This is a genomic window from Rhizobium sp. BT04, from assembly GCF_030053135.1.
GTDB classification, from domain to species: domain Bacteria; phylum Pseudomonadota; class Alphaproteobacteria; order Rhizobiales; family Rhizobiaceae; genus Rhizobium; species Rhizobium binxianense.
Genome location: NZ_CP125652.1, coordinates 1,123,016 through 1,137,219, shown reverse-complemented (window position 1 = coordinate 1,137,219; position 14,204 = coordinate 1,123,016). Strand labels below are relative to the sequence as shown.

The 14,204-nt window shown below is 61.2% G+C and carries 16 protein-coding genes; 12 read left to right on the top strand and 4 right to left on the bottom strand.

Annotation, left to right across the window (positions count from 1 at the left end):
* The first annotated feature begins 31 nt into the window (after nt 1–31).
* The 4 genes from QMO82_RS14165 to QMO82_RS14150 all read left to right on the top strand — a co-directional run bounded on the left by QMO82_RS14165 (nt 32) and on the right by QMO82_RS14150 (nt 3,695).
* Nucleotides 32–379 carry a CAP-Gly domain protein gene (locus QMO82_RS14165; protein WP_097619117.1) on the top strand — a complete coding sequence of 116 codons (348 nt, stop codon included), beginning with the start codon at nt 32–34 and terminating at the stop codon, nt 377–379.
* A 318-nt stretch (nt 380–697) separates the two neighbouring features.
* Complete coding sequence (locus tag QMO82_RS14160; RefSeq protein WP_183606944.1) at nt 698–1,093, top strand: Ohr family peroxiredoxin; 396 nt, start codon at nt 698–700, stop codon at nt 1,091–1,093.
* Nucleotides 1,094–1,200: 107 nt separating this feature from the next.
* Entirely contained in the window at nt 1,201–2,265 is a 1,065-nt protein-coding gene (locus QMO82_RS14155) for a DUF3095 family protein (protein ID WP_183606945.1), read from the top strand.
* A 131-nt stretch (nt 2,266–2,396) separates the two neighbouring features.
* Nucleotides 2,397–3,695 (top strand): epoxide hydrolase family protein, encoded by a 1,299-nt coding sequence (locus QMO82_RS14150; RefSeq protein WP_183606946.1) that lies wholly within the window; start codon nt 2,397–2,399, stop codon nt 3,693–3,695.
* 43 nt (nt 3,696–3,738) lie between these two features.
* Here QMO82_RS14150 and QMO82_RS14145 read toward each other — a convergent pair whose 3' ends face one another.
* The 3 genes from QMO82_RS14145 to QMO82_RS14135 form a co-directional block, all read right to left on the bottom strand.
* Nucleotides 3,739–4,149: an NUDIX hydrolase gene (locus tag QMO82_RS14145; RefSeq protein WP_183606947.1), complete on the bottom strand. Its 411-nt coding sequence runs from the start codon at nt 4,147–4,149 to the stop codon at nt 3,739–3,741.
* 27 nt (nt 4,150–4,176) lie between these two features.
* Complete coding sequence (locus tag QMO82_RS14140) at nt 4,177–4,680, bottom strand: MarR family winged helix-turn-helix transcriptional regulator (protein WP_183606948.1); 504 nt, start codon at nt 4,678–4,680, stop codon at nt 4,177–4,179.
* 116 nt (nt 4,681–4,796) lie between these two features.
* Nucleotides 4,797–5,852 carry a GlxA family transcriptional regulator gene (locus QMO82_RS14135; protein ID WP_183606949.1) on the bottom strand — a complete coding sequence of 352 codons (1,056 nt, stop codon included), beginning with the start codon at nt 5,850–5,852 and terminating at the stop codon, nt 4,797–4,799.
* A 162-nt stretch (nt 5,853–6,014) separates the two neighbouring features.
* On the opposite strand from QMO82_RS14135, the gene QMO82_RS14130 reads away from it, so the two are divergent.
* The 6 genes from QMO82_RS14130 to QMO82_RS14105 all read left to right on the top strand — a co-directional run bounded on the left by QMO82_RS14130 (nt 6,015) and on the right by QMO82_RS14105 (nt 11,621).
* A complete protein-coding gene (locus QMO82_RS14130) occupies nt 6,015–6,893 on the top strand; it encodes an ABC transporter substrate-binding protein (protein WP_183606950.1) in 879 nt (292 codons plus the stop codon).
* A gap of 183 nt (nt 6,894–7,076) precedes the next feature.
* Nucleotides 7,077–7,829: an amino acid ABC transporter ATP-binding protein gene (locus QMO82_RS14125; protein WP_183606951.1), complete on the top strand. Its 753-nt coding sequence runs from the start codon at nt 7,077–7,079 to the stop codon at nt 7,827–7,829.
* Between the two features lie 7 nt (nt 7,830–7,836).
* Nucleotides 7,837–8,496 (top strand): amino acid ABC transporter permease, encoded by a 660-nt coding sequence (locus tag QMO82_RS14120; protein WP_183606952.1) that lies wholly within the window; start codon nt 7,837–7,839, stop codon nt 8,494–8,496.
* Nucleotides 8,493–9,155, top strand: coding sequence for an amino acid ABC transporter permease (locus tag QMO82_RS14115; RefSeq protein ID WP_183606953.1), 663 nt, complete (start codon nt 8,493–8,495; stop codon nt 9,153–9,155). The genes QMO82_RS14120 and QMO82_RS14115 overlap by 4 nt, the downstream gene beginning before the upstream one ends.
* A 23-nt stretch (nt 9,156–9,178) precedes the next feature.
* Entirely contained in the window at nt 9,179–10,408 is a 1,230-nt protein-coding gene (locus tag QMO82_RS14110; protein ID WP_183606954.1) for an Atu1372/SO_1960 family protein, read from the top strand.
* Nucleotide 10,409: 1 nt separating this feature from the next.
* The gene (locus QMO82_RS14105) at nt 10,410–11,621 is read left to right on the top strand and encodes an FAD-dependent oxidoreductase (RefSeq protein WP_183606955.1); all 1,212 of its coding nucleotides are present in this window, start codon (nt 10,410–10,412) and stop codon (nt 11,619–11,621) included.
* Between the two features lie 153 nt (nt 11,622–11,774).
* Here QMO82_RS14105 and QMO82_RS14100 read toward each other — a convergent pair whose 3' ends face one another.
* A complete protein-coding gene (locus tag QMO82_RS14100) occupies nt 11,775–12,545 on the bottom strand; it encodes a siderophore-interacting protein (protein WP_183606956.1) in 771 nt (256 codons plus the stop codon).
* A gap of 324 nt (nt 12,546–12,869) precedes the next feature.
* On the opposite strand from QMO82_RS14100, the gene QMO82_RS14095 reads away from it, so the two are divergent.
* Together QMO82_RS14095 and QMO82_RS14090 are read left to right on the top strand one after the other, a co-directional pair.
* Entirely contained in the window at nt 12,870–13,175 is a 306-nt protein-coding gene (locus QMO82_RS14095) for a hypothetical protein (RefSeq protein ID WP_183607717.1), read from the top strand.
* A 140-nt stretch (nt 13,176–13,315) separates the two neighbouring features.
* Nucleotides 13,316–14,098: an alpha/beta fold hydrolase gene (locus QMO82_RS14090; RefSeq protein WP_183606957.1), complete on the top strand. Its 783-nt coding sequence runs from the start codon at nt 13,316–13,318 to the stop codon at nt 14,096–14,098.
* The last annotated feature ends 106 nt before the right edge of the window (nt 14,099–14,204 follow it).

Sequence of the window (14,204 nt, the reverse complement as noted above, 5' to 3'; positions counted from 1 at the left end):
TGGGGCGGATTGCCGTTTGAGAGTTTGATCCATGAGCTATGATTTTCACGTCGGCCAGAAGGTCGTCTGCATCAACGATACCTTCAAGCATGTCAGCATCGACCAGCTCATCCGCAAGGGCGAGATCTATACGATCCGCTGGGTGGGCGAATATACCCATTATGTCGACGGCACCTTCATCGGGGTAAAGCTCGCGGAAATCCATCGCGGCAATGATGACGGGCCGGAAGGTTACGGTGCCGCCGACATGCCCTATCGCGCGACGCGCTTCCGACCGCTGGTGAAGGACAAGATCGCGTCGCTGCGCAAGCTTCTGGCCCCGACGCCCGATGCGCCGGTCGAGCCGAAGGAAAAGACCAGGAAAAAAGAGAAGGTTTGAGCCTCGCCCGGGGGCGCTAAAGCGTGTCGCGTTTTACCGGATGCGGAATGTGTCATGGGCAGTTGCATCCTGTCAGCCCGTCTATGGAGGACATCTCAATTCTCCGCCTTCCCAGTCAAATCTCAGGAGCCAAGGCGGAGCCTATAGAGGGCCTCGTTCCCAGGCAAGACGGCACTATCCGCGTCCTTCGTTCGCGAGCGAAACAAATCGTATCCGATTAAATCGGAATGTTGTTGACATCGAATTCATCTCGGCATATTAAGGCGCATCCGATTTAAGCGGATGCGTTATAATTGATCAAGCCGAAAGGATACGACAATGACCGAGAAGCTTCTTTTCACCGGCAAGACCCACATCGCCGGCGGCCGCAACGGCTATGCACGCAGCAGCGACGGCACGCTCGACATCAAACTGCCGCAGCCGCATCCGGCGGCCGAAAACCTGTTCGGCGCCGCCTGGTCGGCCTGCTATATCGGCGCCATCGAGCTCGCCGCCGCGCAGCGGAAGATCGCGCTGCCGGCCGGTCCCGAGGTCGATGCCGAGATCTCTCTCCATGCCGATAACGGTTCTTTCTTCCTGCGCGCACGCCTTGATGTCAGCCTGCCGGGTATTGATCGCGCCATCGCTCAGGAACTGATCGAGGCAGCCCATGGCATTTGCCCCTATTCCAAGGCGACCCACGGCAATATCGACGTCGACACCAGGCTTGTCTGAACGGGAAGGGCGGCCTCGTCGCCGTCATCTTCAAGCGGGGGTCTGCCGAAAGGCGGTAGGCCCGTTTCTGAGCCAGCAGCCAAAGCTGCCGATCCGGAGAACATGCCATGACCAACAGCCACGCGGAGCCGCGCCAGGCCTATGACGAGTTTTCGCTTGTGCTCGATCCTGATGTCTACGAGCCGCTGCCGGACGATTGGCTGATCGGCATCACCGACGTCGTCAGCTCGACCGCGGCGATCCGATCGGGGCGCTATGAAGACGTCAATTATGCCGGTGCATCAATCATTGCCGCCCTCGGCAATGCCTGGGGTTCGTTCGATTTTCCCTTCGTGTTTCGCGGAGACGGGGCAGCCTTCGCCTTGCCGGCGAACGGCATCATGGCCGCGACATCGGCCTTGCGTGATGTGGCGGGCTTCGCCAAAACCGATCTTCATCTCGACTTGCGTGTCGGGCTCGTCACCGTCGGCGAAATCCGCGCGAACGGGCGCGACGTCAGGACCGCGCGCTATGCCGCTTCCGAGAGCGCGATCTATGCGATGTTTGCCGGAGGCGGGCTCAAATGGGCGGAGCAGCAGATCAAGAACGGCCGCTTTCTGATCAAGCCCGGCCGTTATGCAATGAGGCCTGACCTCAGAGGCTTGAGCTGCGACTGGGCGCCGTTCCCGAGCCAGCGCGGCGAGATCCTGTCGCTGCTGGTCGAGCCGCGCGACCACACGAATCCCAACGTCTTTGCGGCATTGGCGAAGCGCTTGCTCGAGGTTTTCGATGCCGCGCCGCGCCGATCTCATCCGCTGCCCGGGGATGTCGCGGGTATCAGCGGGGGGCAGGTCGATGCGCAACGGTGGTCGGAGGTCGCCTCCAATTCGGATTTCCGCAAATTCGACGACGGCCTGCGCCTGACGCTGGATTGCACGGCGGACCAGATCGACAGCGTTGAAGCCATCCTCGTTGCTGCAAGGGAGCGCGGCGAAATCGATTTCGGGCTGCACCGCCAGTCGCATGCGCTGATGACCTGCCTCGTGCCATCCGGCCGGTCGGAGTCACACCTGCATTTCCTCGACGGAATGGGCGGCGGTTATGCCAAGGCGGCCGAGATGATGGAGGAGGGCGTAGTGGCCGCGCGGTCATCGCGCCGGCCGGAAAGGCCGGTCGTGGCGACTGTCGCATAGCCTGACCGGGCAAGTTGACCCAGGGATTGCCCAGGCGCATAGTCCCGGCCAGACGCGAATGACCTGCCCTAACAACGAGGTCGGCCAGTCCCCTCGTCCCATTCAACAGATCGAACGGAGAGGAGAGCGTCATGTCACCGACATCCCTATCATCGCCTACAAGGCGCGAGCTGCTTGCGGCGACGGCCGCCGCCGGGGCCGTCAGCCTGCTTGCTGCGGCGGGCGGCGCGCAGGCGAACGGCGATGCGATCAGCCCCTTCAGCGTCAACTTCCCCCAAGAGCAGCTGGACGACCTGCGCCGGCGCGTGGCGGCGACCCGTTGGCCCGATAAGGAGACGGTCACGGACGACACGCAGGGCGTGCGGCTCGCGACGATTCAGAAGCTGGCGAACCACTGGGCGGCGGATTACGACTGGCGCAAAATGGAGGCGCGGCTCAATGCTTTGCCGCAATTCGTCACCGAGATCGACGGGTTGGATATTCATTTCATCCACGTCCGCTCGAAGCACAACAATGCGTTGCCCTTGATCGTCACCCATGGCTGGCCGGGATCGATCGTCGAGCAGCTGAAGATCATCGAGCCGCTCACCGATCCGACCGCGCATGGCGGGAGCGAAGCGGACGCGTTTGACGTGGTGATCCCGTCGCTGCCGGGTTACGGTTTCTCCGGCAAGCCGGCGGCGCCGGGGTGGAATCCTCCTCGCATCGCACGCGCCTGGGCGACGCTGATGCAGCGCCTCGGCTACACGAAATTCGTGGCGCAGGGCGGCGACTGGGGCAACGCGGTCACCGAGCTGATGGCTCTGCAGGAGCCGCCGGGATTGCTTGGCATCCACACGAACATGGCGGCCACGGTTCCGGCCGATATCGCCAAGGCGCTCGGAGCCGGCGGGCCGCCGCCCGCGGGTCTTTCGCCTGAGGAAAAGCAAGCCTGGGTCCAGCTCGACGACTTCTACAAGAACGGGCTCGGCTATGCCATCGAGATGAACAACCGGCCGCAGACGCTCTACGGGATCGTCGACTCGCCGGTCGGCCTGGCGGCATGGATGCTCGACCACGACATTCGCAGCTACCAGATGATCGCCCGCGTTTTTGATGGAAAACCGGAGGGGCTGACGCAGGACGACATCCTCGACAACGTCACGCTCTACTGGCTGACGGATACCGCAATCTCCTCGGCGCGACTCTACTGGGACAACGCGCATTTCCCGTCGGGAGGCTTCTTCGATCCCAGGGGCGTGAAGATCCCGGCTGCCGTGAGCGTTTTTCCCGACGAGATCTATGCGGCGCCGCGCAGCTGGGCGGAGAAGGCCTATCCGAAGCTCATTCACTACAACAGGCTCGAGAAGGGTGGTCACTTTGCCGCCTGGGAACAGCCCATGGCCATGACGGCTGAGCTCAGGACGGCGTTCCGGACCTTACGCCAGTAAGGCAAAGCTGCGTTGTGCGGAATCGGCTTCGTGCGACGCGGTTTCAGTCTTTGCTGCCCTGCGAGGCAAGGTTTGCGAGTATTTTGCTGAGCTGCGGCAATGCCAACTCGGTTTCGCATTCTATCTCGGCGGCGGTAAACCATCGCAGTGAGGTGTGTTCATCATCGACAAGCCTTGGGACACCATGCCAGCGGTCTACGATATAGACATGGAAGGTGGCGGATGCCCCGGGCGGGCCTTCCGACCGGAACTTTGCGGCCAACTGCCAGTGCTGTGGTGTCACGCCGATTTCTTCCAGCAATTCCCGGCGCATTGCCGTCTCGGCATCTTCGCCGTCTTCGACATGGCCTCCCGGCAGGCTCCAACGATCGGGGTGCGTCCGGCGCTGCGAATTTCGCCTGGCCAGAAGGACGGTCCCATTCCCGATCAGGGCGCCTATTGCGATTTCGGGCATGTCACCAGGCGCTGACATGTGCCGCGATCACGATTTTGCCGGTTCGACCGGCGCCCGCAACAGGTTGTCGCGCAGCCGCGTCACCGATTGTTGTACGACGGGAAAGTCTTCGCCGAGACCGGTGGCGGCGATCAGCTCGGAGCTGGGATCGGTTTCGAGGAGATCGCGTCCCGCCGTCGTCAGGCTCACGCGCACCTGCCGTTCATCGGCGGGATCGCGATGGCGGGTGATAAAGCCGACCGACTCCAGCTTCTTGAGAATCGGCGTCAGCGTGTTGGATTCGAGGAACAATTTTTCCCCCAGCATGCCGACCGTTTGGTCGTCCTCCTCGGAGAGGGCCACAATGGCGATATACTGGGTATAAGTCAGGCCGAGCGCGTCCAGGATCGGCTTATAGGCGCGGCCGAAGGCGAGATTGGCCGAATAGACCGCGAAGCACAGGAAATTCGAAAGTTTCCTGCCTTCCTTGCCCGCTGGCGAGGAAGTGGGCGCAGGCATATCCGGCCCCTTAGCTGCTTTAGATGTCGGCATCGGTCCATCCTGTCGAAGCTTTCTGACGATGATCTCTATATAAATCGCATCCGATTAAATCGCAATAGCGTCGAAGTCGGTTTTCGATCCTGCCGTTTGTGGTGACTCGACAAAGATCAGCGGAAACTCCTGGGAGGCTTCCCATACTTCTTGCGAAAAGCGGTCGCGAAATGGGCGGAGTCGGAGAATCCGATTTCAAAGGCGATCGCCGTCATGGGCAGTGTGCTGTTTTCGACCAGAAACCGGCCATAGCGCAATCTCGTCTCGACGATAAAGCGCTTCGGAGTCATGCCGATATTGTCCTGGAACAGACGCGCGAACTGGCGTGGTGACAGGCCGACCAGAGAGGCCACCTGTTCCGGTGAGACGTCGCGACCCTTCCGACTCTCGATGAGCACGACGGCTCGCTGTATGCGCGAATCTTCTGTGCGGCGAAATGTCGTGGCGCGGCCGTGATCGAAGGCGCTCATGTGCTTCTGCTCCGAGAGCGAAAGCTGGTGCACGGCCTTGGCCGCCCGATCCGGTCCGCAATGCGTGCGGATGAGTTCAGTCATCAGCGACAGGATCGATACGCCGCCAGGCACGGTAATGCGGCCGTTTTCGATCAGGAAGTCATCGCGCGTGGAGAAGGCAAGGCGCGGGAAGGCAATCCGGAAATCCTCCGCGTGAAAGGGATGAACGCACGCCCTGCGTCCGGCGAGCAGTCCCTCCTGCGCCAATATGAAGGCGCCCGTGCAGACGCCAATTATCGGGACACCTGCCGATGCCGCCACCCTGAGATAGTCGCGATGCTTGCTAGGTGCGGCGCGCAGATGTGGCAGGAGGCCACCGATAACCACGACGTAGTCGAAGTCGGTCGGGTTAATGTAGGGCGCATCGGCGTGAACCCGGATGCCGCAGCTAGCGACCGCCGCATGGCCCGGAGCCCCCATGATCGACCAGCGACAATGTAGTGGACGGGAATTGTCGGCAAAGTCCGCCGCATGCCTGAGAGGCTCGACGATACCCGTCAGCGACATCATCGGGAAGGTCGGCCAGAGGAGAATGCCGACAGAGAGATCGGCTTTTCGGTCGCGTGCGACCAGAAGTCGCTCGGCCCAAAGATCGTCGAGCCAGCGCACATAGTCCGGCTCGTTGGCAGATATTTCGGAAGGTTCCTCGGATGTGATCATGGCGCACGGCAATGATAGAACAACCATGTCCTTTTTTCAAAGAAAATGTCTGATTTATAAAATTCAGCGGCAGTCTTCAGTGTCAAGTTTGCTCTCGTCGAACGCGACATCCGGGGACAGAAACCACCGGACCGGGGAACCAACAAATCAAGGATCAGAACAATGGCACTTTCTCTTTCGAGAAGGATGGTGACGTGCGCTCTGCTGGCAGGCAGCTTCATGTCCCTTTCATCTATCGCCAATGCTTTCGAACTTGCCGAGCAGGGCAAGCTGACGGTTGCCTTCACCGGCGACATGCCCGGCTCCGGCTGGCAGGACGGGAAGCTGGTAGGCTATGACGGCGAAATCATGCAGCGCATTGCCGACAAGCTCGGCCTCAAGATTCAGCCTGCGCTCATGGAATGGTCGGGTACGATCGCCTCCGTTCAGTCGGGCCGCGTCGACGTCATGCTCGGCACCATGGGCTGGACCGAAAAACGTACGAAAATCATGACTCTGTCCGAGCCGATCCACTACTTCAAGAACGGCATCATGCAATCGACGAAGACGAGCTGGGACAAGCTTTCCGACCTGGAAGGCAAGAAGATCGGTACGATCACCGGCTTTTCGTTCATTCCGGAATTGAAGAGCATCAAAGATCTCCAGCTCTCGCTCTATGACACTTCCGATGCGGCTGTGCGCGATCTTATCGCCGGGCGCATCGACGCTGTCATCGGCGATCCGCCGGTGATCTCCTACGCCATCAAGCAGAACCCTGATTGGAATATGCACTTCCTTGCCTTCACCGATAACAGTCCGGATTTCCCGCTGCTGACCGGTCTCGGCCAGGTCGTCTATGGCCTCAACCAGAAGAACGACGATCTGCGCCAGAAGATGGACGCCATCATCGCCGACATGTGGAAGACCTGCGAGATGAAGGAAATCGGCGCCCGCTACGGATTGTCGTCGGATGTCTGGTTCAAGCCCGTGGGTCAAAACTTCCGCGCCGGCGTCGATCGCCCCGCAGATTACAAGCTGCCGTCCTGCGCAGCTGGCGGCTGAACGGCGGTGTGGACGGAAGCTGCAATCGGCGGCTTTCGTCCACCCTCTTCGCCTACTGCATAATTCCTTCAATCGGAATCGATTTCAGGAGAAAATTATGCAGCAATTCAAAGTGCTACAGCGTCCTTGGCGCGTCTGAAAAGACGCGCGGCGCTGTAGATATGATCACATAAGGAAACGGCGATGAACGCGCTTCTCAGCGTTGCAGGCCTGCGCAAGAGCTATGGTCCTATCGAAGTTCTCAAAGGCATCGATTTCGATGTCGCGCCGGGTGAGAAGATTGCCCTGATCGGTCCGTCCGGCTCCGGGAAATCCACCTGTCTGCGCTGCATGAATTTTCTGGAAAAGCCCAGTGCCGGCGAGATCCGCCTCGATGGCGAGCGGATCGGCGTGCGCAACGGCCAGGTTATGAGCGACCGGCAACTTGCACCGCAGCGCGCCGAGATGGGCATGGTCTTCCAGCTCTTCAATCTCTGGCCGCATCTATCGGTGACGGAAAACGTGGCGATCGCGGCGCGCAAGGTGCGCGATCTGCCAGCTGCCGAGGCCCGCGAACTGGCTTTGGAGATGTTGGCCAAAGTCCATATGACACACCGCGCCGACGCCTCGCCGCTCGAGCTGTCCGGCGGCCAGCAGCAACGTGTCGCGATTGCGCGAGCGCTTGCCCAGAAGCCAAAGCTCATGCTGTTCGACGAGCCGACATCCGCACTCGATCCCGAACTGGTCCAGGAGGTTCTGAAAGTGATGGAGGAGTTGGCGGCCGAGGGACGCACGATGCTGATCGTCACGCACGAGATCGCGTTTGCGCGCGACATTGCCGACCGCGTCCTGTTTCTTGACGGCGGCACCATCGTCGAAACCGGGCCGGCACGCCAGGTCATAACCGCACCCCGCGAAGCGCGCACGAAAGCGTTTCTCAACAAGATCCGGCACTAGGCGCGTCATGACCGGATTTTCCCTATTCTTCTCGGTCGTCGAGGGGCTCGTCGCCGGGCTTGGCGTAACCGTTTTCGTCACGGTCGCCTCACTGGCGCTCGCAGCCGCTTTCGGGTTCCTTCTCGCCCTGCTCAGGCAATTTGCCGGGATCAAATTCATCGATCTGGCGATCGATGCCTGCTGCGAGATTCTCTGCAATGTGCCGGCCTTGACGCATCTGTTCATCCTCTATTTCGGGCTTGCCAGCCTCGGCGTGAAATTGACGTCGATCACGGCGGCCATCCTCGGCCTCGGGCTCATCGGGGCGGCGATCACCTGCGCAATCTTTCGCGCCGGTTTCGCCGCGCTGCCGGGTGGGCAGGCGGAGGCGGCGCTTGCCGCAGGGCTGACCCCGCTCCAGACGATCTTTGAGATCCTGACGCCGCAGGCCATGCGGATAGCGCTTCCAGGGCTCGGGAACTACGCGGTGCAGCTTCTCAAGGATACATCCGTCGTCTCGGCCATTGCGGCGCCGGAAATCATGTTCTTTGCCCGTTCAATGGTGACGTCGTCCTTCCAGACAACAATGATCTACGCGACGGCGGCGGCACTCTACCTGTTGCTGAGCTTGCCATTGATGCAGGCAACGCGGTTCCTCGAAAGACGTTACGGGAGATTGAAAGGATGAGCGCTTTTCTAGCGCCCTATGGCGATTATGGTGTCGAATGGCTGCCTCTGCTGCTGCGGGCGATGGTGAATACGGCCCTGCTTTCCGTTTGTGCCTTTGCCCTGGCATTCGTTTTTGGCCTGCTGCTGTCGCTCTGCCAGAAATCCAGTTTCGCGGCGCTAAGGTATTTTGCGGCCCTTTACGTGACGATCGTGCGTGGCGTGCCGCTGCTGGCGGTTCTGTTTCTGCTTTATTTCGGCTTGCCGGGTATCGGAATCGTCTTTGATGCTTTCGGCGCGGCGATTGCAGGCCTGGCGTTGTGTTTCGCGGCTCAGGTCGCAGAGCTTTTCCGCGCCGGCCTGAAGGCTATACCGGCCGGGCAGAGCGAGGCAGCGTTGGCTGCGGGCTTCACCCCGGCCCAGAGCTTCGTCCTGATCATCCTGCCGCAGGTCGCGCGTGTCATTCTGGCGCCGATGATCATCACCTTCGTCTCGTTGCTCAAGGATTCGTCTCTCGCTTCGCTGATTACCGTCAACGAACTGGTCCTCACCGGGCGGTCAATGGCGACCGAGTATTTCCTGCCCTTGCAAATCTACATTGCCGTCGGCCTCTGCTATTTCGCGATAGCCTGGCCTTTCTCGGTCCTCGCGCGCCGGCTAGCCCTTCCGGCCGCCCGCTAACTCGTCATCACAAGGCCAAGACCATGACCATTGAAACGACCGTTGCCACGGGCAACGCAGGTCGGCATGCAACGCAATCGCATGAACCGCGTTGGCCGGTGATCCTCATGACGCCCGATGTTAGCGAGGCGCCTGATGCGCCGACCGAAACGGAGTATGTGGTGCGTGCCAACTATGCGGACGCCATAGCCGAGGCCGGGGGAATTCCGTTGATCCTGCCTTACAACACCGAGAACCTGGCATCGGCGTTGGCGCTCGCCGATGGGATCGTCCTCACCGGTGCGCGGCCGGGGACTGAGGTGACAGGCGCGCGCAGACAGTTCGAAATTCAGCTGGTCGAGCAGGCCTTGAAAACGGGCAAGCCGCTTCTTGGCATATGCCACGGCATGCAACTGATCGGTGAATGCCTTGGAGGCAAATTTCAAACCGAACTGCCGGCCGCCGCCGTATCCCACATCCCGCAAGATATCCCCGACGTTTTGGCGCACGAGATCATCGTCGAGCCGGGCAGCGTGCTGACCGATTGGGTGGGGAAGGGGCCGGCACGCGTCAATAGCCTGCACCGCCATGCGTTGGCTGGCTACGGGCGCTTCCGTATCGCTGCAAGGGCGCCGGACGGCACTATCGAAGCATTCGAAGGGGAGACGGACGGCTTTTGCCTCGGTATCCAGTGGCACCCTGAATACCGGCTGACCGAACTCGACAGGAATATCATAGCGGCCTTCGTCGACCGCAGCGCAGAAGCGGCGGTCCGCAAGGCACGCGATGCTTCATCGGCTGGAAGCGATCGCGTACGCCAACGGCTGGCACAGCTCGAGCTTGCTCTGCCGGAAGCATCCTCGCCGCCAGGTGCATTTTCCGGGGCTGTGCGGACCGGCAATGTCATCACCGTTTCCGGTCAGGTGCCGCTGAAGGACGGCGTAGTGCTGCAGACCGGACACCTCGGAGCGGACGTCTCCATCGAAGAGGGGCGAGAATGCGCGCGCTGGGCGCTTCTCAATGCGCTTGCGCAGCTGGAGGGGGCTGCGGGCGGCTTTGACAACATTCTGGGCTTCGTCCGGCTGGCGGGCTATGTCGCGGCGGATGCTGCTTTCGAGCGCCACGGCGCCGTCGTCGATGGCGCTTCGGAACTGCTCCGAGAGCTTTTCCCGGATCGATGGGCGCATGCCCGTATCGCGATCGGCGTAACGTCCCTGCCGCGCGGGGTTCCCGTTGAGGTCGAGTTGGCGGCCGTCGTCGGCGACGAGGCTTGAGATGGCGCGCGTTGCGGTGATCGGCGCCGGCGTCATCGGCGTATCGTCGGCCTATCTTCTGGCCCGGGCGGGGCATGATGTGACACTTATCGATGCGGCAAGTGAGCCGGGCATGGGGGCGAGTGCCGGCAACGCCGCGCAGCTGTCCTGGGCCTATGGTGATGCTATGGCATCACCAGCCCTGCTGAAGCATCTGCCAGCCATTGCGATGGGCCGCGATCCGGCCTTCCGCATCCAGTGGCAACTCGACCGGGACTTTCTCTGCTGGGGCCTGAAATTTATTGCCAATGCCCCGTTCAGATGTTGGTGGAACAATACGCAGGACATCCTGCGCCTTGCCGAACAATCCCGTCACGAGCTCGCAATCCTGCTGAAGGAAACCGATGTCGAATTCGATTACCGTGTCGCCGGAAAACTGCATCTCTACGCCGATCGGCAAAGTTTTGCTGCCGCCGATTCCGGTGTCGCGCGCAAGAACGCCCTTGGCTTCGAACAGCGCCTGCTGACGCGGGTGGAGGCGGAAGAGATCGAACCTGCGCTCGCCGCGTATCAGGGAGAGATTGCCGGGGCCGTTTACACTCCAGGTGATGCCCTCGGGGATGCGGCCGGATATTGCCGCCAGCTCACCGCCTGGATGATCGAGCGCCGGCAGCTGTCGGTGCTTTTCGGCAGGAAGGTCTCGAGCTTCGTCCAAACGGGAGGCGTGCTGACAGGATTGAGGTTCGAGGACCGCGACGAGCTTCGCGTCGACGCAGCCATAGTTGCCGCAGGACCGCAGATCGGTTCCCTCATATCCGATTTGCCTGAGGCCCGGGACATACGCCCCGTGAGAGGCTACTCGCTCACCATTCCGAGAACTGGCCTAGCACCCAGTATCAGCCTGACGGACGTCAAGCGAAAGCTTGCCTTTGCAGCCATCGGCGACCGTTTTCGTGTCGCCGGACTGGCAGACATCGAGCGTCCCGGGGCCGGTTTTGATGCCAGACGTTTCGACACGCTCAAGCTGGCCGCGTCTGCAGTGCTGCCCGACCTTTTCGAGCGATCGGACGAACTGATGAGATGGTCGGGCGAGAGGCCTATGACTCCGACCTCCAAGCCCATTATCGCCGCCTCCCGACGCATCAAAGGTCTCTACATCAATGCCGGTCACGGCATGTTGGGATGGACGCTCGCATTGGGCTCTGCCCGCCGCGTGGTCGATCTCTTTCAATAGGTCGGTGGCTGGCGTCCGGTGTGTTCCGGCAGACGTGGGACTTCGCTCAATTCATACACTTCATGTCCGCCTGATCGTTCCGGATCATAAAAATCCGGAACGAAGTGTCAGATCTCTCGTCGGCAAATGGAATCTCGAATGTGGATTGACCCCTCAGCCGAATTTTTCCGTCGTATCGGCCTTGCCGAATACCCAGTAGCCGGATGCCTTGATCCAGCTCAGGGGATAGCCTCGTTCAAGCAGATGGGCGCGGACAGCGCGTGTCACTGAGGCCTCCGCCGCGACCCAGACGAAGGTCTCCGGCTGGATATCGACTGTGCTCAACAGCTTCAGCAGCGCTGCGGCATCGATTGCCTGCGAGAGAGGTCGGTGTGCCCAGCGGACATCAAGTTCGGCACGGGTGTCGAAACTCTGCTCGTCCTGCGGGCCGGCGACGGCGGCGATGGTGGTGATGACGGTTCCGGCACCGCTCTCTTCGATGCGCCGACCGATCGCCGGCAGCGCCGTTTCATCGCCGATCAGCAGCCAGCGTTTGACCGTCGGCGAAACGACGGCGGAGCCTCTGGGGCCGCCGATATCGAGCCTGTCGCCGAGGCGCGCGCCGATCGCCCATCGCGTCACCGGGCCTGCCTCGTGCAAGGCGAAGTCGATGGTCAATCTCCGCTCGGCATTGTCGTAGCGGCGCGGGGTGTAGTCACGGCGTTCTTCGTCGCCATCGGCACCGGGAATGAAGATCTTGATGTGGTCGTCGGGCGCCAGGCTGGTGAAATCGGCAAGATCGTCGCCGGCCAAACTGATACGGCGCATGCCGGGGGTGATATCGACGACGCTTTCGACCGAGAGCGTGCGCCGCCGGGTGTCGTGGCGGACCCGTTCGATGGCGGGGGCAGGTGAAACCTGTTCTTTGAAGTGATTGTTATCCATGTATCCTCAGGAACTTGAAAGCTCGATCCGCAGGACACAGTCGCGCAGATCGAAGCCGCAAAGCCGTTCGATCATACGCGTTGAGTGACGTTAACGCTTACGTGGCCGGGTGACCCGACCATTGAGGTTTGATGTAACCGACGATGGCGGCATGTGCAACCGTGGGGGAACGGACAATGGCGATGATTGCCAAAGTTTAACTTCCGGTGCGGTTTCGATCGGCAATGATCGGCCGATCGACGGCCAGCAAAGATGACAGGTTGAAGCTAATTTCCGACACTTTCCCGATCAAAGCTCCGCTCCGTCGAGCGCTTGGAAAGTGTGATGTCGGGCATTCTTATCACCACTTTGTTGGCAACGGTTTCAGCAAAGATTCCCGCCGGGTTTTCCAGCGGTGACCTGCTTTATTCCGATTGCAGCGGTTCGCGGCAATTTCTCGTCGGATACGTAGCCGGTTGGTTCGATAAATGGAACAGGGACGGGTATCTGGCCCGCAACTCACGCCAGCTTGCCGGCTTCGATGAAGCGGCTAAGCGAGGTGACTTTCTGGATATCGGGAATAGATATATCTTCAGCAGGCGGGCTTGCGCATTGGCAGGCCGCTTCAATGCCGAATTGAAATACGCATGAGAGCTCGCGTAACGCCGGGTGGGATGAGCCGCCCGACACAGCGTCATAGACCCACCGATTTTCAGCTGCGCGGGATCTCCGGCCTCGAGCCAGCATGCTTTCGATCCTTCAATGCTCTCCATTCGGAAGGAAACCAGATCATGATGATCAACAGACGCGCTTTCTCGGCCGCCCTCGTTGCCGGCGCCGCCGCCTCTCTGCTAACCACCCGCGGCATCGCCGCGACATCAGCTCCCGTCAAAGCACGCAATATCGTGCTGGCGCATGGGCTGTTTGCCGACGGTTCGTGCTGGACCGAGGTGATCACGCGCCTGCAGGCGGCCGGGCTGAACGCCACGGCGGTGCAGAACCCGCTGACGACATTGCCCGAGGCCGCCGCTTCGGTAAAGCGGGTGCTCGATCGGCAGGATGGCCCGACGGTTCTGGTCGGGCATTCGTTTTCCGGCATGATGGTCACGGAGGCCGGCGTGCATCCAAACGTTTCGGCGCTCGTCTATGTCGCTGCGCGGGCACCGGATGCGGGTGAGGATTATACCGCTCTTGCCAAGACCTTCCCAACGCCGCCTGCGTCCGCCGGCATCGTCTTCGATGGCGACGAGGGGCGTCTGAGCGAAGCGGCTTTCCTGCGTGATTTCGCCGGCGACCTGCCGGAGGCGAGGGCGAAAGTGCTCTATGCCGTGCAGCAACCGTTCCAGAAGCCGCTGCTGACCGGCAAGACCACCGCGGCTGCCTGGCGTTCGAAGCCGAGCTGGTATGCCGTCTCGACGGAGGATCGGACGATCGATCCCGATCTCGAACGCTTCATGGCCAAGCGCATGGGCGCAAAGACGATAGAGCTGACGGCCAGCCACCTCTCGCTGATTTCCCATCCCGACGAGATCACCCGGCTGATCCTCGAAGCGGCGGGGCAGAACGCGGACTGAGCCGGGGCGGTGAAGCCGTTGCACTGAGCGATCGGCGGCTTGTTTCGGCAACGGGCCGGTTGGCCGAACATGAACCTTGCCAGCCTACGCGGCCGCGGGGTCTGTC